The organism is Pseudoscardovia suis, assembly GCF_002797875.1.
Taxonomy (GTDB): domain Bacteria; phylum Actinomycetota; class Actinomycetes; order Actinomycetales; family Bifidobacteriaceae; genus Pseudoscardovia; species Pseudoscardovia suis.
This window is the reverse complement of record NZ_PGFC01000001.1, coordinates 634,883-660,812: the sequence shown is the minus strand read 5'-3', so window position 1 is coordinate 660,812 and position 25,930 is coordinate 634,883. Positions and strand designations below refer to the sequence as shown.

Below are 25,930 nucleotides of genomic sequence, written 5' to 3'. Positions count from 1 at the left end.
GTGCCCAAAGTGACGTAGGGCACCGCAGGCGCCGTGCGAGGAGGGTTTGTGGCCACCACGAAGACCAATGCGAAGACCGCTGCCAAGCCGACAGCCAAGACCGCTGACGAAGCCAAGGCAGGCGTGGAGACGAAGGCGGCGTCCAAGGTTTCCGCCGGCAGTGCGAAGACGACGAAGAAGAGGACGTCCGCCAAATCCTCCACCGCGAAGTCCACGGCCGCGAAATCAACAGCGGCTAAATCATCAGCTGCGAAATCAGCAGCGAAGACGGGTGCGAAGAAGACGACGCGCAAGTCCACGACACGGTCCACCGCCAAGTCATCCGACGCCAAGACCGCCGCGAAAGCCCCGAAGCGGTCGTCGCGGTCGTCCAAGCCCCAGGACGAAGAGCCGACGAAGCAGCTGCTCAAAGAAAACGATGACGCCAAGGCTGCAGACGATGAGCTCGAGGAGGACATCTCCGACGAGCTGACCGACGAGCAGAATGACCTGGGCGACGATTTCGACGACATCGAGGACGAGTTCGGCGACACTGACGAGGACGCGGACGACGATGAGGAGGACGAGGATTCCGAGGATGACCTTGCCGACGATGCGCGCGACGAGGAGTCCGAGGAGGACGAGGCCGAGAAGAAGCGTCAGCTCGCCCAGTCCGTCAGTGCGAAAGGCGCGTTCATCGTCTCGGACCGCGACGACGATGACGACGACAACCTCACGCCCGCCGGCAACCCCAAGCGCCGCGTCGTCGCGACAGGCGCCACCGCCGACCCGGTCAAGGACTACCTCAAGCAGATCGGCCGCGTCAACCTCCTGACCGCAGAGCAGGAGGTCGACCTGTCGGAACGCATCGAGGCAGGGCTGTACGCCCAGCATCTGCTCGACACGGAAAGCGGCACGCTCAGCTTCAAGCGCCGCCGTGAGCTCAAGTGGGCGGCCAACGACGGGCAGAAGGCGAAGTCCCATCTGCTCGAGGCCAACCTGCGACTCGTCGTGTCCCTCGCCAAGCGCTACACCGGCCGCGGCATGCTGTTCCTCGACCTCATCCAGGAAGGCAACCTCGGTTTGATCCGCGCGGTCGAGAAATTCGACTGGAAGAAAGGCTTCAAGTTCTCCACCTACGCCACATGGTGGATCCGACAGGCCATTACGCGAGCCATGGCTGACCAGGCGCGCACGATTCGCGTGCCCGTGCACATGGTGGAGGTCATCAACAAGCTTTCCCGCGTGCAGCGCCAGATGCTCCAGGACCTGGGCCGCGAACCCACGCCGGACGAGCTCGCCCGCGAACTCGACATGCCGGTCGAGAAGGTGCAGGAGGTGCAGAAGTACGGACGTGAGCCCATTTCGCTGCACACCCCGCTGGGCGAGGACGGAGACTCCGAATTCGGCGACCTCATCGAGGACACCGACGCCATCGCGCCTTCCGACGCAGTGGCCTTCTCGCTGCTGCAGGAGCAGCTCAAGCAGGTGCTCGAGACGCTCAGCCCCCGTGAGGCCGGCGTCATCGAAATGCGCTATGGCCTCAAGGACGGCCAGGCGAAGACGCTCGACGACATCGGCAGGGTGTATGGCGTGACGCGCGAACGCATCCGCCAGATCGAATCCAAGACGATGTCGAAGCTGCGTCATCCGTCCCGTTCCCAGACACTCAGGGACTTCCTGAGCAAGTAGACACACAGCCCGCTTCGGCGGGCTTTTCCATCGGCGGCGCGCTGCAGCGGCGCGCGGCATGAGGAAGGAAGCACGTGGCACAGGCACAATCGAAGCAGGCCAAGCACAAGGAACCGGAATACAACGCGGCGGACCTCACCGTCCTCGAAGGTCTCGACGCCGTGCGCAAACGCCCCGGCATGTACATAGGAACGACCGACACCCAGGGGCTCATGCACTGCCTGTGGGAGATCATCGACAATTCCGTCGACGAGGCGCTCGCCGGCGCATGCGACCGCATCACCGTGACGCTGCACCGCGACGGTTCCATCACCGTGGAGGACAATGGCCGCGGCATCCCCGTCGACGTCGAGCCCAAGACAGGGCTGTCCGGCGTGGAAGTGGTGCTCACGAAGCTCCACGCCGGCGGCAAGTTCGGAAACAGCGCCTACAACGCGGTCGGAGGCCTGCACGGCGTGGGCTCCTCCGTGGTCAACGCCCTGAGCACCCGCCTGGACGTGGAAGTGGACCGCGACGGCAAGACATACCGCATGGAATTCCACCAAGGCCATCCCGGCGTGTACACGGATGCCGACCCCGAGGCGCCGTCCCCCGACTCCCCGTTCAAGAAGACGCGCAAAGGCCGGCCGACGCAGCTGCGCGTCGTCGGCACATACCGCGGCAAGCACACCGGCACGCGCATACGCTATTGGTCCGATCCCGAGATCTTCAACGACACCGCGCGCTTCCAATACGACCAGCTCATCGACCGTGTGCGCCAGACCACGTTCCTCGTGCCGGGGCTGCGCATCATTGTCATCGACGAAAACGTCGACCCGACCGGGGACGTCGCCAAGGATGACCGTCTGGAAGTGGACGGGGACGCCACGCCGACGCTCGCAGCACAGGCGATCGAGGCGACCGAAGGGGAACAGGACGCCGCTGATGCAGCCAATGCCAATGCCGATGTCTCCGCTGGCGATGCCGACGCAGAGGCTGATGCCTCCGCCGACGCGCAGGACGTAGCGGACGCCGATGGGGTTGACGCCCCGCAGCAGGCCGACGCCGCGGTCGCCCCGCACCCGCGCGTGCAGGAATTCCTGCACGAAGGAGGCGTCGTCGACTTCGTGGACTTCCTTTCGCACGGCGCGCCCGTGTGCGACGTGTGGCACGTGCACGGCGAGGACACCTACGAGGAGGAGACCCAGGCGGTGGACGCCAGCGGCGACCTTCACGCCACGATGGTGACGCGCACGTGCGGTGTCGACATCGCCTTCCGCTGGGTGGATGACTACGACACGACGATCCGCAGCTTCGTCAACGTCGTCGAGACACCGGGCGGCGGCATGCATCTGGACGGCTTCCTCAACTCCCTCGTCAAGCAGGTGCGCAAGTATGTGGAGGCCAACGCCCGCAAGCTCAAGGTCAACCTCAAGGATTCCTCGACGAAGGTCGAACGCGACGACGTGACCACCGGCCTGGTGGCGGTCGTCACCGTGCGCATAGCCGAACCTCAGTTCCAAGGCCAGGTCAAGGACGCCTTGGGCACCGCGCAGGTCAAGCCGATCATCACCCGCATGTGCGACGAACAGATAGGGCAGATGCTCTCGGGCAGCAAGCGCGGCTACAAGGAGCAATCCTCCCGCGTGCTCGAGAAGATCGCCGGCGAGATGCACGCGCGCATCCAGGCGCGCAAGACCAAGGAGGTCACCCGCCGCAAGAACGCCCTTGAATCCGCATCCATGCCTTCCAAGCTCTCGGACTGTCAGCCGGGCAACGACGACATCGCCGAGCTCTTCATCGTCGAGGGCGACTCCGCCCTCGGCACTGCCAAGGCGGCGCGCAACTCCATGTTCCAGGCGCTGCTGCCGATCCGCGGCAAGATCCTCAACGTGCAGAAGGCATCCACCGCGCAGATCCTTGCCAACAAGGAATGCTCGGCGATCATACAGGTCGTGGGCGCCGGTTCCGGAGCCACGTTCGACATCACGCAGGCGCGCTACAACAAGGTCATCATGATGACGGACGCCGATGTGGACGGCGCGCACATCCGCACGCTGCTGCTCACGCTGTTCTACCGCTACATGCGCCCCCTGGTGCAGGCCGGGCACGTGTATGCCGCCGTGCCGCCGTTGCACCGCATAGCGCTCGCGGGACGGCACAAAGGCGAGTTCGTATACACGTATTCCGAGGAGGAACTGCAGACGAAGCTCGAGGACCTGAGGCGCAAAGGCATCGACTTCAACCCCGATGTGCAGCGTTACAAGGGCCTTGGCGAGATGGACGCCGACCAGCTGGCGGACACGACGATGGACCCGCGCACCCGCACGCTGCGCAGGATCCGCCTCGAGGACGCCGCCCGCGCCTCGCAGGTGTTCGAACTGCTCATGGGAGACGACGTGCCTCCGCGCCGTCGGTTCATCATCGACAATGCAGAGGACTTCGACCGTTCGAACATCGACGCATGACATCCGCCCGCGCACACGCGGCGCAAGGCGGGGAAGGAGACCCGGCCGCCCAGCGGCGGCCACACCGGCAGGCTGCCGCTGGGCGGCCACGCCGGCAGGCTGCCGGTGCATCCAACAGGGAACGACATGGCCATCAGAAAACGACATGGCCGTCGGAAATGACGCAGAAGGAATGACACAAAAGGCGTTAGGCAGACGCCAGGAAGGAAGGCCACCATGGTCCGCCAGATAATCCTCGTGCGGCACGGAAGGACCGCGTACAACGCACAGAACCGGTTCCAAGGCCAGATCGACATTCCGCTGGACGCCGTGGGCATGTGGCAGGCGGAACGCACCGGTGAGGCGCTGCGCCAGCTGCTTGAGGCCGACGAACGCATAGCCCCAGCCAGCGGCGCACCCATCGCCGGCGACGGCCCTGCGTTCGACCCCGCGGCGGACGTCCTCGTCGTGGCGTCCGACCTATCGCGCGCCGCCAGCACCGCCCACAGCTTCGCCGACCCGTGGGGGCTCGACGTGCATCTCGACCCCCGGCTGCGCGAACGCTCGTTCGGGCAATGGGAGGGCGTGCGCCTCGAGGACGCCAAGCACGACTACCCGCGCGATTACGCGGACTGGAGGGACGGCAAAGGCGGTGAACTCAGGCATGGCGCCGAATCACGCGACAGCCTGGGCACACGCGGAATGCAAGCGATCAACGACTGGGCTGCACGCGCAGGCGAGGACCAGACGATCGTTTTCTTCTCGCACGGGGCGTGCATCGCCGAAACAATCGACCACATGCTCGAACCAGTGGGCACGACGGGCGGCATAGCGAATTTCTCGACGATGCGCAACGACCATTGGGCGCAGCTCGTGCCATACGAACCCAACGGCGGCGACCCCCGGTGGCGGCTCATGTATTACAACAGGGGACCGGCGCTCGCGATGACGCCCCAGTGGGAGAACCCCTTCGCCGGGCGTTGAGACGCCTGGCGGCTGGTCGTCCGACCACTGCATTGGTTATGCCGCGGCGATGGCTTACAATGAAACGAAAGTGTGGAACGGCGGGAGAGCGTGCCGTAGCATGGTGCCGCAGCATAGTGCCGTCACATGGTGCCGACACACGATGCCGACACACGATGCCATAGTGCAGAGAACACAATTCGCCGTGGAGATCGCACGTCACGCGCAAGCGTGCGAAGGAAGGGACTTGAAGATCGTGGAACAAGGTCAATCCGACAGCAGCATGACGGATGAGCCGACCAATGGGGCAACGCCTCCGTCGGGGACGGAGAACGCCGTCTCGGCCGATGCTGATGCCGCCCGCTCGGATTCTCAGTCACCGTCGGATTCGCAGGCACCGTCGGATTCCACCATTCCCACGCAAGACAGCCGTCACGTCCATGAAAGCCGCTTGGAGACCGGATTGAGCGTGCTGGGCTTGGCATCCGACGCGCTGTCGCGCCACGACGAGGACGAGAACCAGCGCATCACCCCGCAGCACGCCCGGATATCCCGCGACACGATGGCATTCCCGGCTTTCGACTTCGCCCGCGAATACGCCATCCCCGCCGATCTCATGCCGGCAGAGCTGTGGGTGCCCGACCCTGAGGACGATCCCAACGACCCCGAGGTCATTGCCACAGACGAGAAAGACGGCGCGGCAGGCGGCGAAGAACTCCAGCCGAAGGCAGGGCAGTCCACAGCAGAGCAGCCAACCGCGGGACAGCGTTCCGGAACGCAGGATTGCCCGAACCCTTCGGATGTTGTTGCCACGGAAGAGCAGAAGGACCCCAGCGAGGGCAATGACGGCGTGTCCATGCTCACGGCGCGCATACAGGATGTGACGCGTGCCGTCAGGGCGGTGCAGGTCGCGGAATCATACCGCCAGCCTGCGCAGGACGGGGATGACAAGGCGCAGGTGACGCTCGCCGACATGCTGGCGCTGGGCGTGGGCGTCACGCAGGACGACCACAGCGCCTTGCAGTGGTATCGCAAGGCGGCGGACCAGCACAATGCGGCTGCACAGAACGCGTTGGCGATCATGCTGTTTAGAGGAGACGGAGGCGTTGACCCCAATCCGCGCCAGGCGGCGATACTGTTCCACAGCGCCGCGGAATCCGGCGACGCGTGCGCCCAGGCGAACCTGGGATTGCTTTATGATGCCGGCAAGGGCGTGCGGCGGGATGTGAAGAAGGCCGCGCACTGGTTCACCAAAGCGGCGAGCGCTGGCATCGCCGTAGCCGAACTGGGAATCGGCACGCTGCTGTTCAACGGCAATGCTGGCGAACAGGACCTGGACAAAGCCGCCGAATACTTCACGCGCGCCGCCAAACGCGGCAATGCCATCGCCCAGTTCAAAATCGGCATCATGCTGTACACCGGCATCGGGCGCGAGCATGATTACAAGGGAGCCGTCCGCTGGTTCCGCAAATCCGCCCAGCAGGGCCTTCCTCACGGCGAGACCGCTTTGGGGCGCGCCTACTACGAAGGCAGGGGCGTCAAGCGTGACTTCCGCAAGGCCGGTTACTGGTTCTGGGAAGCGGCTCAGCAGGGATTCGCCATCGCGCAGGGCGCGCTGGGCGACATCTACCGGCTGGGCTACGGAGTGCCGAAGAACCCCGCGCAGGCGGCGGCATGGTATTCCAAGGCCGCGGAGCAGGGCGACACCGACGCACAGTTCAACCTCGCCGTGCTGTATGAGCGGGGCAATGGCGTGCGACAGGATTTCGGGCAGGCCATGGACCTGTATCAGGAGGCCGCGTCGCATGGCGACGGGCGTGCCCAGACGAACCTGGGAATGATGTACGCCTTCGGCGACGGGGTGGAACGCGACTATGGCATGGCGTTCGACTGGTTTGCCAGCGCCGCCGAACTGGGAGACCCCAAGGCACAGACGAACCTCGGCGTGCTTTATGAGCAGGGCATGGGAATCGAGCAGAACCTTGACCATGCCAAGGACCTGTACACCGAGGCCGCGGCGCATGGCGACCGCACCGCACAGTGGCGCCTGGGCGCCATGTACGTCGACGGGCGGGGCGTGCCGCAGGATTACACGAAGGGCGCGGATCTGCTTGCCAAGGCGTCGTCATCCGGCGAAGTGCATGCGATGATGCGCCTGGCGGACCTGTATGACGAGGGTTTGGGTGTGCCGCAGGACGCGCAGATGGCGAACGTGCTGCGCGAGGCCGCGGTGTACGAAAGCACGAAGGAGATCTCCCGCCACTGACGGCAGGCATCAGAAGCGATCGTGAGGGGGGCGCCGCGTGGCATGCCGCTGCCAGCCATCGCCGTTGGAACAATGGCAACGAACGCCCATATGAAAATGCCGCCGGAGATATTGAACCTCCGGCGGCATTCTCATTGTCGGCCGTCAGCTGAGCTTGGTCAGCTGACGGCCGACAACGCCTCATGACACGAAGACGATGGGCGTGGCAAGGTCCGTGCCCGAACCATCGCGGCGCATGTCCACGGGCGGCAGGTCTACCGCGGCGCCCGATTGCGATGACGCGAAGAGCGGCCATGCGCCCACATGGGCGAGCAGCACGGCGTTCTGTCCCTTGAGGAAGCGTTGCGAGCGCACGCCGCCCGTGCCGCGTCCCTTCGTGGGGTACTGTTCGAGGGGCGTGATCTTGGCGGCTCCCGGATCCATGCCGGGCAGCGCGTCGCTGTCACCGGCGACCGTGAGCACCACGGCGCCCGAACCGTTGCTCAGGCCTTCGTCGTTCGTTTCGTACGACCACGCGACCTCGTTCGCCGGCACGGCGGCGAAAGCGACCACATGGGTGCCGTCTGCAAGTCGGATGCCGTTCATGCCGCCCGCTGTGCGTCCCTGCGGCCGCACGGCCGCGGCGTCGAACGACAGGAGGTTGGCGTCGGACGAAATGAAGACGAGGCGCGCGTCATCCGGCGCATCGGCGGCGGACACGACCTCGTCGCCGTCCTTGAGGTCGATGACCGACCACGAGTCCATCGTGGTCGGGGATTCCCGGTTCCACCTCTTGACCACGCCGTTGCGGGTTCCCAACGCCAGCGGGGGCAGCGGCGCCGGTTCCGCCTTGGACGCATCCTGCGCGGCGGAGGCATTGCCCGCGCCGTCCGTGTCTTTCGTGCCGTCCGTGTCGTGAGCCGGCACGTGGTACGGGGCGAGCGCCACCACGCAGATGGCGCGTTCGCCTTCGACGGGATCCGTGCTCTGTGTGGCCCCCAGCAGGTCATCGGCCTTCACGCCGCCCGCCACGCTCACGGCACCGGAATCCTCGGGAGCCTTGAGCGCCGGCAGGTCGGCGGCGTGCGCCACCACCAGACGGCCCGCGGACGTGATGATTCCGAATGTCGACAGCGTGGTCGTGCGCACCGTCGAGGTGATTGTGTCACCGGGGATGCGCGGCGTCGAAGAGGAGCGGGCGTGCAGTGCGTCCCACGCCGCTATCGGGGCGCGTGCCACGAGTCCGTCGCCGCCCATCATCACGACGCACGGGTCGTCGTCGAGCTGTGCGGAGCCAAGGGCGTCCTCTCGTGTCACCGTTGCCGAAGCGGATGCCGCCACCGTGGCCAGCGCCGCTCCCGCTGCCTTCGCCGGCGACCCCTCCGCCTTCGAGACGACGGGTGTCATGGAACCGTCCTCGTTCATGTCGAGCAGCACGGTGCGCCGCGGCGTGCCGTAACGGGCGGCCACTTCGTCCATCTCCTGTTCGACCACGGCGTCGCGCTTGGACTGCGACCCCAGTATCCCGTTGAGCTCGTTGATGCGGGCGCGCAGGTCGTCGCGCTCGGATTCGAGCTCGATGCGGCTCATTTTCGTCAGGCGCCTCAGACGGAGGTCGAGGATGTACTGCGCCTGCGTGTCGTCGAGGTCGAACGTGTCGATGAGCCGGCGTCGCGCCTGTTCTGCGTCGTCGGACGTGCGGATGACGGCGATCACCTGGTCGATGTCCACCAGCGCGAGCAGCAGGCCCTCCACCAAGTGCAGGCGTTCCTGTGCTTTGCGCAGACGGCATTCGCTGCGCCTGGTGATGACGTCGCGGCGATGCTCCACCCACACGTCGAGCAGCTCCTTGAGGCCCATCGTGTGAGGTCGGCCGCCCACGAGCGCCACGTTGTTGATGGCGAACGAATCCTCGAGCGGGGTGTGGCGGAACAGCTGCGCGAGCACCGCCTGCGGGTCGAAGCCCGTCTTGATCTCGATGACAAGACGCGTGCCGTTGTGCCGGTCCGTCAGGTCGATGGCGCTGGAAATCCCGTCGAGCTTCTTGTTCTTGACGCCTTCGGAGATCTTCTCGAGCACCTTCTCCGGGCCCACCATGAACGGCAGCTCGGTGACGACGATGGCCTTCTTGCGCGCCGTGACGTTCTCCACGTGCGTGCGCGCGCGGGTGATGAACATGCCGCGGCCGGATTCATACGCCTGCCGGATCCCGTCGCGACCCATGACGATGCCTCCGCCGGGCAGGTCGGGGCCGGGCACGTATTCCATGAGCTCGTCCACCGTGGCGTCGGGATGGTGCATCAGATGCTTGGCTGCGGCGATCACCTCGGCGAGGTTGTGCGTGGGCATGTTCGTCGCCATGCCCACGGCGATGCCGGACGCGCCGTTGACCAGAAGGTTGGGCAGGGCGGAAGGCAGGACGGTGGGTTCCTGCAGCTTGTTGTCGTAGTTGGGCGTGAAGTCGACGGTGTCTTCGTCGATGGCAGCGTTCATCGCCAGCGCCGCCGGTCCCAGGCGCGCCTCCGTGTAACGGGATGCGGCCGGCCCATCGTCAAGGGAGCCGAAGTTGCCGTGCCCGTCCACCAAAGGCAGCCGCATGGCGAAAGGCTGCGCCAGGCGCACCATCGCCTCGTAGATGGCGGAATCCCCGTGCGGATGCAGCTTGCCCATGACCTCGCCCACCACGCGCGCGGACTTCATGTAAGGACGGTCGGGGGTGAGGTTCATCTGGCCCATCTGATAGATGATGCGGCGCTGCACCGGCTTCATGCCGTCGCGGGCGTCCGGCAGGGCGCGCGCATAGATCACCGAATACGCGTATTCGAGGAACGACGTGCTCATCTCCTCGCTCAACGGTGTGTCGATGATATGCTCGTCGACCTTCCTGGGGTCGTATGCCGATGCTTTCTTGGTGCGCTGTGCCATGCTGCTCCTTCAAGGTTCCAACCCAAAAAACTACCACACTCATGCGCCCATGCGGCGGGTTACGCCGCCGCATGAGGAGCGCGATGGGCAGGCGCGGTGCTTCAATGGGGAACCATGGACAGCCAGATCGACAGTGAGAACGAGGGACTTTATGAACTGCGGCCCGTCGCGCGATACGACGACGCAAGCCGCGCCAACGCCGCGACGACAGGGCAGACCGTGGGCAATGCAGCCACGGAACAAGGCAAGCGGCATGGATTGACACGATACGTGGGAGCCCGGCACCTCGGGTGCGTGCTCCCGGCGGTCAGCGCCGCGCTGGGAGCGCCCGTGCCGACCCGCATCCACCCCGATCCGGAACGGCTGCGGGTCGAGCTCGGCCTTCCCCACGCCCGCGCCGCCATCGTGGTGCTCGTGGACGGCCTGGGCTTCTGGAACCTCACGCTGCGCCGCGGCCACGCAGCATACCTGAGGAACCTTCTGGACGACAGCGCCGGCAGCCGCCCCATCAGCACCTGCTTTCCCGCCACCACCGTCGCGGCAATGGGCACGTTCGGCACCGGCACATGCCCCGGTCTCACCGGCATGACCGGGTATTCGCAGCTCAACCCGCGCAACGGCAAAATCTGCCAGCTCATCGCCTTCCGTGACGCGATGAGCCCCCAGGAGCTGCAGACGCAACCCACCATGTTTTCGGCGCTCGCCGGCACCGGCATGCGCGTCACGTCGATCGGACTGCCTAAGTTCGCCGGATCGGCTTTGACGGAGGCCGCATTCCACGGGGCGGACTACCACGGCATGCGGTCGATGGACGACCGTGTGCGCGCCGCCGCCGAGGCAAGCCGCGAACCGGGGATCACCTACCTGTATTTCAACGAGTGCGACAAAGCCGGCCACAACTACGGGTGGGAGTCGGAGCAGTGGATCGCGGCGTTCGAGAAAGTCGACGGATGCTTGGGGCTTCTGCGGCGCGAAGTGCCGCGGGACACGCTCATCGTCGTCGTGGCGGATCACGGCATGGTGCAGACCGACCCGCAGCAGCGCATTGACATCGCCGCCACGCCGCAGCTTTCCCAGGGGGTCGCCTTGGTGGGAGGGGAGCCGCGCGCCCCCATGCTGTATGTGAATCCTGACGTGGACCCCCGCGACGTCGCCGACCGCTGGCGCGACTATCTGGGCGAGCGAGCGTGGGTCGGGACACGCCGCCAGGCGATTGACGCCGGGCTGTATGGCATGGTGCGTCCCGAGGTGGAGCCGATGATCGGCGACGTGATCGCAGCCGCGAACGACAGGGTCACGATCGTGGATTCCCGATTCCAGACGGACAGGGCGACGCGACTGCCCAGCGTGCACGGTTCGGCCACCGTCATGGAGACGGACGTGCCGTTCCTCATCGATTACATCGACTGACGGGGATCGCTCGGACTGACGGGAACCGCTCGGACTGACGGGAACCGCTCGGACTGACGGGAACCGCTTGGACTGCGGGATTCTCCCTACCGGCGGGCGCCGGCAATGCTGATGGGCGCCGTAATGCTGTTGCCATCTGACAACGGCACTGCGGCGCCCATCAGCGTCAGGATGCGTGCGGCTCCCTGCAGGCGGTTCGCTCGTCCGGTTCACTCACCCGGTTCACTCACCAAAGATGATGTCGTCCCATTTGCGGAACACCGGGCGCTGTTTCTTGGGCTGCGCCTGCTGAGCCTGCTGCGACGGGGCGGCGGCACCGGTTGCCTCTGAGTCTGCTGCACTTGCTGTGGCAGGGATGGGGGAGGCGGGGTTCTCGCCGGTCGCGGGGATGCGCTCTGTCTGAGCGTCATCCGTCGTCTGCGAAGACGCTTGCGAAGACCTCGGGCGTGCCCCCTGTGCAACGGACGCCGAGTGCGCATCGGATATCGGGGCGGATGCTTCCGCGGCGGTGTCCTGTGCGGCGAGACGGCCGCCGCGACGGACGATGTCGTCCTCCACGGGGGCGTGGGGCGTGCCCATGGAAGCGCCGTCATGCGGCGCCGCGCTGCCCGCGCCCTGTGCCTGCGCGGCGCCGGCAGCGCGGGACGGGGCGTCGTCATCGTGCTCCGCCGATGCCTGCACGGCGCTTTCCTCCTCCGTGGGGGCGGCGGTCGCCTGCGTGCGGCTGAACAGTCTCTTGGACACTTGGTCGAGGCATGTGATGTTGCCGTGGATCGTGTCGAACGACCATTCGGCGGTGTATGTGCGTCCCGACTGCGGGAAGCTCGCCTGGATGCGCCATGGGTCGCGCCCGTGACGGGTCGCGCTCCACGCCACGTCGGTGAAACGCACACCCGATTGCAACAGCTGCGACTGAAGCGCGGACTCCACCGTCTCATGGGGGATCGTGGAGCCGGGCATGTGGCTGTGGCGGAACTGGTCTATCTGGTATTTCTTCTCGATTTCCACCGGCTTGGCGAAGCGCCGCACGAGAGGCTCGCCGATGTTGTATTCCTTGGCCACGTCGGCGGGGTCCTCCCCGGCGCGCAGCAGCGTCTGAATCGTGGAGATGGGCAGCGCCTTCTCGGAATGGGGCGACGGCGTCCCCTTGAGCTCGGCGACGATCTGTTTCGACTCGATGATGCCGCGTTCGAGCTCATCCGTGACCTCGACGCAGATCAACCGTCCGTCGTCGACGCGGAACTCGAGGAGCCCGTTCTCGTCCGTGCGAACGAAGCTTGCGCGTTGCAACGAATCTTCGGCCATGCCTTTGCACCAACTTTCCGTGAAATTCTTATCTCATATTATCCATTGCGAACCGGTTTTTTCGCATTTGTGGCCGAATTGGGGTGCAAAAGGCGAAATGTTGCGTGTGCATGTCCGCAAATCGTGTATTCTATGCCGCGTATATGTGATACAGACCATACATCGAAAGGACTGGCATGGCTCAGGATTACGATGCTCCCCGCAACAAGGACGACGATCAGGAAGCCGTCGAGGCGCTGAGCGGAGACAGCCAGAATCAGGCGACCGACATGGACGATGACGAGAACGCCATCGCCGAAAGCTATGAGCTGCCGGGCGAGGACCTGAGCAACGAGGACACATCCGTGACCGTCGTGCCGATGCAGGGCGACGAGTTCGTGTGCTCCGAATGCTTCCTCGTCAAGCACCGCACCCAGCTTGCATACACGACGCCTGACGGGCAGATGGTGTGCAAGGAGTGCGCCGCCTGATGTACGACGACACCTATTGCGAGCCCGAGAACGTGGAGGTCCTCGTCAAGGACCTGTCCGCGGCAGGCGACGGCGAAGGCGGCGCGGACAACGCCCGTCTGTGTTACGCGCACGCCGGTGACGCAGGCGTGGACCTGCGCGCCGCCGAGGATTTCTCCCTTGCCCCGTTTGAACGCCGCCTCGTGCCCACCGGCATCGCCATCGCGCTGCCCGCCGGCTACGTGGCGCTCGTGCACCCGCGTTCCGGCCTCGCAGCCAAGCAGGGAGTGACGGTCCTCAACGCTCCGGGCACCGTGGACGCGGGCTACCGTGGCGAAATCAAGGTGCCGCTCATCAACCTCGACCCGCACACCACCGCGGTGTTCCACAAGGGCGACCGCATCGCCCAGATGGTCATCCAACGCTACGTGGAGGCGCGTTTCGTTCCGGCGACCACCTTGCCTGGCTCCGACCGGGCGGAACGGGGATTCGGCTCGACAGGGCTGTAAACGGCTATGTTGCGCCATGGCCGTCGCCTTCCGGGACGCGGCGGGTGCAGCGGCTGGTTATGATGGAGTGAAACGGCGGGGCGGATGCCCCGCCGCGGCGTTTCGATTACCGGAAGGGACATCGACATGGACGAGGAGAAGCACACGGAGGCCACGGGCGCGGCGGAGGATGCCGCCCCGATGCGCAAGGCGGCCATGGACGCGCGGGCACAAGGCAGGGGAGCGCAGAGCGACCCGGGCACGAGCATCGCTTCGAGCAAACTCGGCTGCGAGATCAGCGCCGACCCCACCGACCCGCTGCTTCCCATCTGGCAGATGTGCCGCGAACACCATCCCAACGTCGACCTTTCCATACTGCGCCGGGCCTATGCGCGCGCCGTCAAGCAGCACAGCTCGCAGCGACGCAAATCCGGCGAGCCCTACATCATCCACCCCCTCGCCGTCGCGCAGACGCTCGCCGACCTGGGCATGAGCCCCACCGTCGTCGCCGCCGGACTGCTCCACGACACGGTGGAGGACACCGATTACACGCTCGACCAATGCCGCGAGGAATTCGGCGACACCGTCGCGGGGCTCGTGGATGGCGTCACCAAGCTCACGAAGATGGACGTGGGGGAGTCCGCGCAGGCCGAGACGATCCGCAAGATGGTCGTCGCCATGAGCCGCGACGTGCGCGTCCTCGTGGTCAAGCTCGCCGACCGCGTGCACAACGCCCGCACATGGCGCTACGTCAAGACCTCGAGCGCCCAGCGCAAGGCCCGCGAGACCCTCGACGTGTATGCGCCCCTGGCCAACCGTCTGGGCATGAACGCCATCAAGACCGAGCTGGAGGAACTGAGCTTCAAGACACTCGAGCCGAAGATCTACAACGAGATCGTGCTGCTCGTCAAGCATCGCGCCGGTCAGCGCGAGGTCTATCTCAAGCAGGTCATCGACGAGATCGAAGAGGACCTCAAGGCACAAGGCATCGACGCCTACGTCACCGGCAGGCCGAAGGACTATTACAGCATCTACCAGAAGATGGTCGTGCGCGGCATCGAGTTCGAGAACATCTACGACCTGCTGGGCGTGCGCATCATCGTCAATTCGATCCGCGACTGCTATGCCGCGCTTGGCGCCGTGCATGCGCGCTGGAGCCCGGTGCCGGGGCGTTTCAAGGATTACATCGCCATGCCCAAGCTCAACATGTACCAGTCGTTGCACACGACCGTCGTGGGGCCGGGCGGCAAGCCCGTCGAGATCCAGATCCGCACGTGGGAGATGCACCGCCGCAGCGAATTCGGCATCGCCGCGCATTGGAAGTACAAGGAGAACGGCCAGGCCGGGCGTGCGCTGAGCAAGCCGGACAACTCGGACCGCCAGCGTGAGAAGGAACTGCAGTCCGCGGATTCCGCGTCCCGCGAGGAGCTCAGCGAGGCGGACAACCTCAAGTGGATCCAGCAGCTGGCGGACTGGACGAGCGAGACGCCGGACTCGGATGAGTTCCTTGGCACACTCAAGGAGGACCTTGGCTCCGCGCAGGTGTATGTGTTCACGCCCAAGGGCAAGATTGTCCCGCTGCCGGCGCACGCCACGCCGGTCGATTTCGCCTACGCCGTGCACACCGAGGTGGGCCACCACACGATGGGCGCGCGCGTCAACGGCAGGCTCGTGCCGCTCGACACGGAACTGCAGAACGGCGACACCGTCGAGGTGCTCACGTCGAAGGCGGAGAACGCCGGACCGTCGCATGACTGGCTCAGCTTCGTCAAGAGCCCCAAGGCGCGCAACAAGATCCGCCAGTGGTTCACGAAGGAACGCCGCACCGAGATGATCGACGCCGGTCGCGACGACCTCACGCACGCGATGCGCAAGCGCAACATGCCGGTGAACATCCTCATGGCGCCCGCCTCCGTGGCGCGCGTTGCCGAGGAACTGGGATTCCCCGACTCCGACACCATGCTGGCCAACATTGGCGAGGGCGCCATCTCCGCGCAGAACGTCATCGCCCACATGGTCAAGGACTCCAGCTCCGAAGAGGCTGTCAAGGAGGTCGAGCACACCGTGCTGCCCTCCACGCCGCGTCATTCGCACAAGGGCGACGTGGGGGTCTCCGTCAAGGGCGTCGAAGGCGTGTGGGTCAAGCTCGCCCGCTGCTGCATGCCCGTTCCCGGTGACAAGATCGTCGGCTTCATCACGCGCATGCAGGGCGTGTCGGTGCATCGCGCCGACTGCGTCAACATCCTCAACCTTGAGGCGACGCAACCCGACCGCATCGTAGAAGTGGCGTGGACGGGCGACAAGGGCAACTTCCTCGTCAAGATCCAGACCGAGGCCCTTGACCGCGGCCATCTGCTCAGCGACATCACGAAGGTGCTCTCCGACCATGGCGTCAACATCCTCTCCGGCTCACAATCCACCGGCGAGGACCGTGTGGCCATCTCGCAGTTCACGTTCGAGATGGCCGACCCCAAGAACCTCGAACGGCTGCTCGCCGACATTCGCAAGATCGACGGCGTGTTCGACTGCTACCGGCTCACCGGCCAGTCGTCCCAGGATTCCTTGAAGATCCGCAACATCCGTTAAGGCGCGCGAGCCGCCACACGTGCCGGTTGGCGCACATGGAGGGTGCCGCGCATGCGGTTCTGCGCATGCCGGTGCCGGATGGCGCCGGGCGGACGGCAGTGCATCGACAAAAGAAAGCCTCCCGCATCCTTTGACAAGACACAGGATGCGGGAGGCTTATTCATGCGTTGGCGGGAGCCCGACAGGGGAGTGACCTGCCGGGGAATTTTCCCTGCCGGGAACTTCCTCGGCAGGTGTCACGTCACTTGACGACGGACAGCCACTTCTCCTTCGTCGCCTTCTCGGCCTCGAGGTCGGCCTTCTTCTTCGGATCGGTCTCGGCGGCGATCTTCTTGTCAAGCTCGGCGAGCTGGTCCTCGAGCTGGCGTTCGAAGTCGGACTTGCGCGCCTCGGTCTCCGGATCCGTCTTCTTCCATTCGGCCTCTTCAACCGACTTGATCTGGCGGTCGACGTCGTCGAGGGCGGACTCGATGCGATGCACGTCGGAACGCGGCACGAAGCCGACCTGGTCCCACTGCTCCTGGATCTTGCTCAGCGCCTGGCGGGCCTGCTTGGCTTCCTTCGCGGACTTGACCGGCACAAGGGCCTGCGCCTGCTTGAGCAGCTCCTCCTTCTTGGCGAGGTTCTCCTTTTCGCCTTCGTTCATCTTGTCGCGATCGGCCTGGCGGGCGTTGAAGAACGTGTCAGCGGCGGCGCGGAAGCGCGCCCACAGGGCGTCGTCCTCCTGGCGGCCGGTGTGGCCCGAACGCTTCCAACGGTCCATCAGCTCGTTGAACTTGTGCGACGTCTCGCCCCAATCCGTGGAGTCCTTGATCTCCTCGGCCTCCTTGATGATCTGCTCCTTGGCGGCCTTCGCCTCGGCGCGCTGCGCGTCACGCGCCTGGCTCCACTTGCGGCGGCGCGTGGCGAACGTGGAGCGAGCGGCGGAGAAACGCTTCCACAGGGCGTCGGCGTCGGACTTGTTGAGGCGCATCGTCGTCTTCTGGTGGTGCTGCCATTCCTCGAACACCTTCTGCAGCTTGTCGCCGGTGTCGCGCCAGTTCGTGTTGTCGCCAAGGCCTGCCACGATCTGCTCGGCCTCCTCGACGATCTTCGTGCGCTCGGCAAGGGCCTTCGCATAGGCCTCCTTGCGCTGCTTCTCGAGTTCCTGCTTGCGCTGTTCGCCGGCGACCTTCAGTTCGCCGAACTGCTTGCGCAGGGCCTCGAGATCGCCCACCACCTGCGGCTCGGCGACCTCGGACTGCAGCTGCTGCAGCGTCTTGCCGATCTCGCCGGGCTTGATGGCGGAGGATGCGAGGCGCGCGGCGAACTGGTCGAGCTTGGTCTTGAGCTCCAGATAGCGCTTGGCGTAAGGCTCCAGCGCCTTCTCCTTCTCGGCGTCCGGATACTGGCCGACGGCACGCTCGTCGTCCCCGTCCTTGACGAACACCGTCCCGTCGTCCGCCACGCGGCCGAACTTCTCGGCATCTCGCACATCCTCGTCGGAGAACGTCGTCGACACCGGTTTCACCGTTGCCGAGGCCGCCTTCTTGGCAAACGCAGCAGGGGATGGATGGGGCCCCGGCTTGGCTGCCGTCGCCTTGGGAGCGGCGGGCTTGGGGGTGGAGGCGGATTCATTATCGGGCGTGGTGACAGTCTGTTCGGACATAGTCATCTCCTTGGAGGTAGGTGAGGGAGGAAATACCATGAGGCCGGCGGGCCTTTCCCGGCGCCTCAAGCTTGGTGTCTGAAGGGTGGGCGGGGCCACGGTTTTTCCACAACATAACTTATTATATGGATTCGTGGCTAAAGGTGCATCAATATCAGGATTCCCGGAGTGGCTGCCCGCCGAACGAGTCGTCGAGCAGCGGGTCATCGACACGCTCCGCAGGATTTTCGAACTCAATGGATTCATCGGTATCGAGACGCGCGCGGTGGAGACCGGTGCCAGTCTGCTCAAGAAAGGCGAGACCAGCAAGGAGATTTACCTGCTGTCGCGTCTGCAGGAGGTGACCGCGGGGCAGGAGAACGACACGCCCCTTCCCGAGCGCCTGGGGTTGCACTTCGATCTGACGGTGCCGCTCAGTCGTTACGTCGTGGAGCATTCCGGCGACCTCGCCTTCCCGTTCAAGCGCTGGCAGATCCAGAAGGTATGGCGCGGCGAACGCCCCCAGGAGGGCCGCTTCCGTGAATTCGTGCAAGCCGACATCGATGTGGTGGGCAACGGCACGCTTCCCGAGCATTACGAGGTGGAGCTGCCTCTGGTCATGGTGACCGCCCTCGAGCAGCTGCGTGCCTTCGGCCTGCCCAAGGCGACCGTGCACGCCAACAACCGCAAGCTGTCCGAAGGCTTCTACCGTGGCCTGGGACTGACCGACATCGAGGGCGTGCTGCGCGAAATCGACAAGCTTGACAAGATCGGCCCCGATGAGGTCGCCAAGCTGCTCGTCTCTGAATGCGGCGCAGACGCCGGACAAGCGGCGGCATGCCTCGAACTGGCCGACATGACGGCGGCCAACGGCGACGAGCTGCGCAGCAAGTTCGACGCACTGTGCGACGAACACCGCATCCCCAAGGACTCCGACGCCTACGCGCTCGCGTCCCAGGGCGTGGCGACGCTTGCGATGATCGTGGACGAAGCCGCCGTGATCCTCCCCGGCGCCGTCATCGCCGACCTCAAGATCGCCCGTGGACTCGACTATTACACGGGTTCCGTGTACGAGACGTTCCTTGATAGCGCGTCCGCACTGGGATCCATCTGCTCGGGCGGCCGTTACGACAACCTCGCCTCCCACGGCAACCGCACGTACCCGGGCGTTGGCCTGTCCATCGGACTGTCCCGTCTCGTCTCGTACATGCTCCATACCGCGCACGCCACGGCGACGCGCGTGTCTCCCGCCGCCGTGCTCGTGGCGGTGTGGGATGAGGAACGCCGCGGTGAATCCAACCGCATCGCCGCAGCATTGCGCTCCCGTGGCATCGCCGCCGACGTCGCCCCCACCGCCGCCAAGCTTGGCAAGCAGATCAAATACGCCGACAAGCTGGGGATTCCCTACGTGTGGTTCCCCGAAGGCGCCGACGGCCAGGAAGGCGCGCCCGACGAAGTGAAGAACATCGTCACCGGCGAGCAGACCCAGGCAGACCGCGCCACATGGACGCCTGCCGACGGCTACGCGCTGCAAGACGTGAAGCTTGGCGACTGATAAGGCTGATACGGGCGCGTCTGCCCGGCGCGGCGCATGACATGGACCGCGCACCTCGCCCTTGCGCCGGTCAATTCAACGGCATGGGGTAGGGTGGTGCGCGGTTGTTTTCGGGCCCCGCCTCGGGCGGAGCGCGTGGAATGCGGACAATACGGGGCATTCCGGCAAACATCACAATCCGGCACAAACGCCGGCGCGGCTCGACCGATCGCTGGCGGCAAAGGATGGAATAGAGGAACGATGAGCCATCAGACGGCTTACAGAACACATCATGTAAACGAGGTGACCGAGGACGTCGTCGGTCAGACCGTCACCATCAGCGGCTGGGTGGACCGTCGCCGTGACCACGGCGGCGTGGCATTCCTGGACGTGCGCGACGCATCCGGCCTCGTGCAGGTAGTCGTGTACGACGAGGAGGTCGCCCGCCCGCTGCGCAGCGAATACGTGGTGCAGGTGACCGGCGACGTGCGCCTGCGCCCCGAAGGCAACGAGAACTCGCACCTGGCCACCGGCAAGGTCGAGATCGTGGCCAGCAAGATCGACGTGCTCGCCAAGTCCGCGGCGCTGCCGTTCCAGGTCTCCACCGCGCTCGCGAACGAGACCGAGCAGCAGCTTCCCGGCGAGGAGACCCGCCTGAAGTACCGCTACCTCGACCTGCGCCGCCCGCAGATGCAGGCCAACCTCAAGCTGCGCAGCGACATGACGCGCGCCGCCCGCCACGCCCTTGAAGAGATGGACTTCACCGAGGTGGAGACGCCTACGTTCATCAAGTCCACTCCGGAAGGCGCCCGCGACTTCCTCGTGCCCGCGCGCCTCGTGCCGGGCTCTTGGTACGCGCTGCCGCAGTCCCCGCAGCTGCTCAAGCAGCTCCTCATGGTCTCCGGCGTCGAACGCTACTACCAGCTCGCCCGCTGCTACCGCGACGAGGACTTCCGCGCCGACCGCCAGCCTGAGTTCACGCAGCTCGACATGGAGATGAGCTTCGTCGACCAGGAGGACGTGATGGCGATGGCCGAGAAGGTCATCGCGGCCATCTGGAAGGTGCGCGGCTACGACGTGAAGCTCCCGATCCAGCGCATCAGCTGGAAGGACGCGATGGACAAGTACGGTTCCGACAAGCCCGACCTGCGTTTCGGCAACCAGCTCGTGGACCTCACCGAATACTTCAAGGACACGCCGTTCCGCGTGTTCCAGGCCCCATACGTGGGCGCAGTGCTCTACAAGGGCGCCGCGGACCTGCCGCGCCGCCAGTTCGACGCATGGCAGGAGTGGGCTCGCCAGCGTGGCGCCAAGGGCCTGGCCTACGTGCAGTTCACCTCCGACGGCGTGCTCAAGGGCCCCGTCGCCAAGAACCTGTCTGACGCGGAGCGCGAAGGCCTCAAGGAGGCCGTGCACGCCGAGGATGGCGACGCGGTGTTCTTCGCCGCCGGCGCCAAGGAATCCTCCCAGCTGCTGCTGGGTGCCGCCCGCGTTGAGATCGCACGCCGTGAAGGCTTGCTCGACCCCAAGAAGTTCGCCTTCACGTGGGTCGTGGACTTCCCGCTGTTCAAGCCCACCGACGACCCCGATGACGATGACGTGGCAGTGGGCCACTCCAAGTGGACCTCCATGCACCACCCCTTCACGATGCCGAGCAAGGACTGGATCGACACGTTCGACCAGGATCCGGAGCATGCGATGAGCGACTCCTACGACATCGTGTGCAACGGCGAGGAGATGGGTGGCGGCTCGGTGCGTATCCACCGCGACGACATCCAGGACCGTGTGCTCAAGGTGTTGGGCATCTCCAAGGAAGAGGCCGATGAGAAGTTCGGCTTCCTGCTCGAGGCCTTCAAGTATGGCGCGCCGCCGCACGCGGGCATCGCGCTCGGCTGGGACCGCACCGTGTCGCTGCTCGCCGGCACCGACACCATCCGCGACGTCATCGCCTTCCCGAAGGCCGGCGGCGGCCGCGATCCGCTGACCGGGGCCCCGGCTCCGATCTCGGACGAGCAGCGTGCCGAGACCGGCGTCGATTACGATCCGGATGAAGAGGACGAGGACTAGGAGCAGTAGGGCCGGGGCCGGGGTCTGGCTCTGGCTGGGCTAGGTTTCGGCTGGGCTGGCTGAGCTTTGGCTGGGCTGGCTGAGCTTTGGCCGGCTAAGGGCTCTGGCCTTGGCTTTGGCTGGGGTCTGACTGGGGCCGTGGTCTTGGCTGGCCTGGGGCTCGGCTGGCTCTGGTCTTGGCTTTGGCTGGCCTTTGCCTCGACTGGGGCTCGGCTGTATCGGGACTTTGACTAAACTCTTTGTCCAACTCTCCGTGCCGAGTGATGGTTCTCACCGCACCCAGATTGTCAGGGCGCTTCACTGTGTACATCGCACAGTGAAGCGCCCTTTTGCATGCCAGGATGCGAGGTTGCCTGGTTTCAGTGCGCCCCGCCTGTGCGGTTGATCGGTGCAGCGTGCCCCACCTGTGCAGCGCAGGGCGTGGGCAGACCTGTGTGGCGCAGATGTGCGGTGGGACCGGTGCTGTGCGGTGGTGCGCAGGGGCGGGAGATGATCGTCTTGCCCCGGCGGCAGGACAGCCGGCGTCGAGGGTGCGCTGGAGTGTGCCTTCGATGTGGGTCGGGTGCTGTTGGGGTGGTGTTGGTGGATGTGAGCCCCGCCGAGGGTGCACATTTGTGTGCCCCCCGATGGGGATTGGCCTGTGTTGGAGCGGCGACAGCAGTGATATCTGCTGTCGGGGGAACATTGGTGTGCACCTTGGGCATGGATTAGGTGCCTTTGGAACTGGTCGGGTGGCGGTAAATCATGTCGAGGCTACACAGTTGTGCGCCTTCGATGGGGTTGGCGTGTGTTGGGGGTGGTGTTGGCGGTGCTATTTACTCCCGCGGGTGTGCTGGCGTGCACCCTCGATGCGGGTCGGCATCCTTTGGGGCTGGCTGGGTGGTGGTAAGTCGTGCCGAGGGTGCACGGTTGTGTGCCCTTGGCACGGAATGGTCCGTGTTGAGGCGATGTTGGCGGTGATATTCGTTGTCGAGGGTGCGGTGGCGTGCACCCTCGATGCAGGTTGGGTGCCGTTTTGGTGTTGTGGGTGAAGGCAAGTTGTGTCGAGTGGGCACAGTTGTGCACCCTCGGCATGTGATGGCCTGTGCCTGACTGGTGTTGTGTGGGGCATTTGCTGTCGGGGGTGCATTGTTGTGCACCTTGGGCATGGATTAGGTGCCTTTGGAACTGGTCGGGTGGCGGTAAATCATATTGAGGGTACATGGCTGTGAGCCTTGAGTGGAGGTTGGCTTGTGTTGTGCGGCGCTATGCGGGGGTATTTGCTCCCGAGGGTGTATTGGTGTACACCTTGGGCAGAGCTGGGTGCCGTTGGGACGGTGCTGGCGGCGCTATTTGCCGTCGGGGGTGTGCTGGCGTGCACCCTCGATGCGGGTCGGCGTCCTCCGGGGCTGGCTGGGTGGTGGTAAGTCGTGCCGAGGGTGGACAGTGGTGCACCTTGGGTGGGGGATGGTGCTGAAGAAAGCGCGGTGCCGTGGGTCGCCAGTGGGAAGGGTGCGGCCGTACACTGGGAGTCATGACTGACATGGACCAGATCGACGACGGCCGTTTCGCGGCTTTCGACAATGCGGCGAAGCGCCGGTACGAAGACGAGGACGGCGACGGATGGGTCACGCCGCCGGACGCGGCGACCGGCACCATCGTGAACTACCTGCCCGACGAGGGCGAGAGCCTGAGCGATGAGGAGATCTTCGAACGATTCTTCGACTGGGTAGCCGACACCAAGCACATCGAGCCGTGGGAACACCAGCAGGAAGCCGCCCTTGACCTGCTGGCCGGCGATCACGTGGTCGTCAACACACCGACCGGCTCGGGCAAGTCCCTGATTGCGCTCGCCATGCACTTCCAGGCCATGTGCCAGGGCAAGACGTCGTATTACACTGCCCCCATCAAGGCGCTGGTCAACGAGAAGTTCTTCGACCTCATGGAGGTGTTCGGTGCGCGCAACGTCGGCATGGTCACCGGCGATTCGAGCATCAACCCGCATGCGCCCATCATCTGCTGCACGGCCGAGATTGTGGCGAACAAGGCGCTGCGCGACGGCGAGCACGCTGACATCGGCATGGTCGCCATGGATGAGTTCCATTATTACGGCGACCCTGAGCGCGGCTGGGCATGGCAGGTGCCGCTCATCGCGCTGCCGCACACGCAGTTCCTGCTCATGAGCGCCACGCTGGGCGATGTGTCGCACCTGGCGCAGTCTCTCGAACGGCGCACCGGACGCGCCGTCGACGTCATCGCCGATGCACCCCGCCCCGTGCCCTTGAGCTACGAATACGTCGACACCCCGCTCGTCGACACGGTGTCCGACGAGCTGTCGAAGGGACACGCGCCCATCTATGTCGTTCACTTCTCGCAGGACGCCGCCCTCGAGACCGCCGAGAACCTCAGCGCCGCCGGCGTGACCACGCGCGAACAGCGCGACGCCATCAAGGAAGCCATGAAAGGCACGAAGTTCACCACCGCATTCGGCAAGATTCTGCACCGCCTGCTCACCACCGGCGTGGGAGTGCACCACGCGGGCATGCTGCCACGCTACCGTCGTCTCGTCGAACAGCTCGCCCAACAGGGCCTGCTTCCCGTCATCTGCGGCACCGACACGCTTGGCGTGGGCATCAACGTGCCCATTCACACGGTGATCCTCACGGCGCTCACCAAATACGATGGCACGCGCATGCGCCGCCTCAAGGCACGCGAATTCCACCAAATCGCCGGCCGCGCTGGTCGCTCCGGCTTCGACACGGAGGGACTCGTCATCGCCGAAGCCCCCGAATACGAGATCGAGAACCGTCGGGCGCTCGCCAAGGCAGGCAACGATCCCAAGAAACTCAAGAAAATCAAGCGCAAGAAGCCACCGGAGAACTTCGTCAACTGGAGCGACGCCACGTTCCGCAAGCTCATCGACGCACAGCCCGAGACCCTCGTGCCGCAGATGCGCATCACCCACTCCATGGTGCTCGCCGAAGTGGCGCAGGGCGGCGACGCGTGGCATCGCGTGCGCACGCTCATCGACGAATCCGATGAAAGCGACGAGCGCAAGGAACGCCTCTTCCAGCGTGCCGCCGAGATCTTCCAGACCCTCATGGACTCCGGCGTCGTGGAGAAATGGGAGCTGGATGACGGAAGCATGGATTACACGACGACGATGGACCTGCCCGAGGATTTCGCCCTCGACCAGCCGCTGTCGCCGTTCCTGCTCGCCGCCATCGAACTGCTCGACCCTGAGTCGCCCGGATACACGCTCGACCTGGTATCCATGGTGGAATCCACCCTCGAGGACCCCAAGCAGGTGCTCAAGGCACAGCGCCGCCAGGCCCGCGACCAAGCCATGGGACGCATGAAGGAGGAAGGCCTCGACTACGAGGAGCGCATGGAACGCCTCGAGGAGGTCACGTATCCCATGCCGCTCAAGGAACTCCTCGACGAAGCCTTCGACCGCTACAAGAAGGACGTGCCGTGGGCCAACGACTATGAGCTAAGCCCCAAATCCGTCGTGCGCGACATGATCGAGACCGCCTCTGATTTCACCGGGTACATCGCCCGCTACGGAATCGCGCGCAGCGAGGGCACGCTGCTGCGCTACCTGTCGGACGCGTATCGTGCGCTCTCCCGCACCATTCCCGACGACAAGCTCAACGACGACCTGCGCGACATCATCTCATGGCTGCGCGTCATGGTACGCTCCATCGACTCCAGTCTCGTGGACGAATGGGAGAGCGCCGTCAACGGCACGCCGCGCAGTGCAGGGGAGGATCCTGCGGCCGGCACGCAGGCGCCGCCTGTGCCCAAGGACCAGGTGGTTTCCGACCGCCGAGGCCTGACGGTGCTCGTGCGCAACGCCTTGTTCCGCCGCGTGCAGCTCATCGCGAACGACGATCCCGAGACGCTCGGCGAACTCGACAAGGACTGGGGCATGGGCGTGCATGCGTGGGAGGACGCGCTCGACATGTTCTACGACGCCCACGAGGGTCTTGACACCGACATGGATGCGCGCAGCGCCAAGTATGTGCTGATCGACGACACGCGCGAACGTTCCGGCCATGTGTGGCATGTGCGGCAGATCCTCGCCGATTGGGAAGGCGACCATGACTGGGCGATCGACGCCTACGTGGACCTTGACGCCACGCAGGAAGGCGCCGACGTCGTGTTCGCCGACTACCGCGTGGGATCCGTCGAACAGCTCGGGCCCTTCGAGACAACGGCACAGTAACGAGACAACAGCGCAGAAGGAGGATCG

General features: G+C 65.3%; 13 protein-coding genes and 1 pseudogene. 11 read left to right on the top strand and 3 right to left on the bottom strand.

The window, feature by feature from the left end; all coding sequences use genetic code 11:
- Positions 1–75: 75 nt before the first annotated feature.
- From CLV65_RS02470 to CLV65_RS02455, 4 genes and pseudogenes are all read left to right on the top strand, one after another.
- Positions 76–1,671: pseudogene (locus tag CLV65_RS02470) on the top strand (RNA polymerase sigma factor); the annotation flags it as partial.
- 74 nt (positions 1,672–1,745) lie between these two features.
- Entirely contained in the window at positions 1,746–4,118 is a 2,373-nt protein-coding gene (locus CLV65_RS02465; protein ID WP_094691782.1) for a DNA gyrase/topoisomerase IV subunit B, read from the top strand.
- A 216-nt stretch (positions 4,119–4,334) separates the two neighbouring features.
- Positions 4,335–5,081, top strand: coding sequence for a histidine phosphatase family protein (locus CLV65_RS02460; protein WP_094691781.1), 747 nt, complete (start codon positions 4,335–4,337; stop codon positions 5,079–5,081).
- Positions 5,082–5,316: 235 nt separating this feature from the next.
- The gene (locus CLV65_RS02455; RefSeq protein WP_244569241.1) at positions 5,317–7,326 is read left to right on the top strand and encodes an SEL1-like repeat protein; all 2,010 of its coding nucleotides are present in this window, start codon (positions 5,317–5,319) and stop codon (positions 7,324–7,326) included.
- 180 nt (positions 7,327–7,506) lie between these two features.
- Here the strand turns inward: CLV65_RS02455 and CLV65_RS02450 are convergent, their stop codons facing one another.
- Positions 7,507–10,230 (bottom strand): DNA gyrase/topoisomerase IV subunit A, encoded by a 2,724-nt coding sequence (locus CLV65_RS02450; protein WP_094691779.1) that lies wholly within the window; start codon positions 10,228–10,230, stop codon positions 7,507–7,509.
- 114 nt (positions 10,231–10,344) lie between these two features.
- Here CLV65_RS02450 and CLV65_RS02445 point away from each other — a divergent pair, with 114 nt between their 5' ends.
- Positions 10,345–11,640, top strand: a complete 1,296-nt coding sequence (locus tag CLV65_RS02445; RefSeq protein ID WP_094691778.1) for an alkaline phosphatase family protein — start codon at positions 10,345–10,347, stop codon at positions 11,638–11,640.
- A 222-nt stretch (positions 11,641–11,862) separates the two neighbouring features.
- Here the strand turns inward: CLV65_RS02445 and sepH are convergent, their stop codons facing one another.
- Entirely contained in the window at positions 11,863–12,945 is a 1,083-nt protein-coding gene (gene sepH / locus CLV65_RS02440; RefSeq protein WP_094691777.1) for a septation protein SepH, read from the bottom strand.
- A 176-nt stretch (positions 12,946–13,121) separates the two neighbouring features.
- Between sepH and CLV65_RS02435 the strand changes: the two genes are divergently transcribed.
- The 3 genes from CLV65_RS02435 (at position 13,122) to CLV65_RS02425 (ending at position 16,468) form a co-directional block, all read left to right on the top strand.
- Positions 13,122–13,415 carry a DUF4193 domain-containing protein gene (locus CLV65_RS02435; protein WP_094691776.1) on the top strand — a complete coding sequence of 98 codons (294 nt, stop codon included), beginning with the start codon at positions 13,122–13,124 and terminating at the stop codon, positions 13,413–13,415.
- Entirely contained in the window at positions 13,412–13,903 is a 492-nt protein-coding gene (gene dut, locus CLV65_RS02430) for a dUTP diphosphatase (protein WP_094691859.1), read from the top strand. Before CLV65_RS02435 ends, dut begins: the two co-directional genes overlap by 4 nt.
- Before the next feature lie 195 nt (positions 13,904–14,098).
- Positions 14,099–16,468: a RelA/SpoT family protein gene (locus CLV65_RS02425; RefSeq protein WP_094691858.1), complete on the top strand. Its 2,370-nt coding sequence runs from the start codon at positions 14,099–14,101 to the stop codon at positions 16,466–16,468.
- A gap of 241 nt (positions 16,469–16,709) precedes the next feature.
- Here CLV65_RS02425 and CLV65_RS02420 read toward each other — a convergent pair whose 3' ends face one another.
- Positions 16,710–18,116, bottom strand: coding sequence for a DUF349 domain-containing protein (locus tag CLV65_RS02420; protein ID WP_094691775.1), 1,407 nt, complete (start codon positions 18,114–18,116; stop codon positions 16,710–16,712).
- Between the two features lie 133 nt (positions 18,117–18,249).
- Here CLV65_RS02420 and hisS point away from each other — a divergent pair, with 133 nt between their 5' ends.
- The 3 genes from hisS to CLV65_RS02405 all read left to right on the top strand — a co-directional run bounded on the left by hisS (position 18,250) and on the right by CLV65_RS02405 (position 25,903).
- The gene (gene hisS, locus CLV65_RS02415; protein ID WP_094691774.1) at positions 18,250–19,650 is read left to right on the top strand and encodes a histidine--tRNA ligase; all 1,401 of its coding nucleotides are present in this window, start codon (positions 18,250–18,252) and stop codon (positions 19,648–19,650) included.
- 240 nt (positions 19,651–19,890) lie between these two features.
- Positions 19,891–21,696, top strand: coding sequence for an aspartate--tRNA ligase (gene aspS / locus CLV65_RS02410; protein ID WP_094691773.1), 1,806 nt, complete (start codon positions 19,891–19,893; stop codon positions 21,694–21,696).
- Between the two features lie 1,522 nt (positions 21,697–23,218).
- Positions 23,219–25,903, top strand: coding sequence for a DEAD/DEAH box helicase (locus CLV65_RS02405; RefSeq protein WP_094691857.1), 2,685 nt, complete (start codon positions 23,219–23,221; stop codon positions 25,901–25,903).
- Positions 25,904–25,930: the final 27 nt, after the last annotated feature.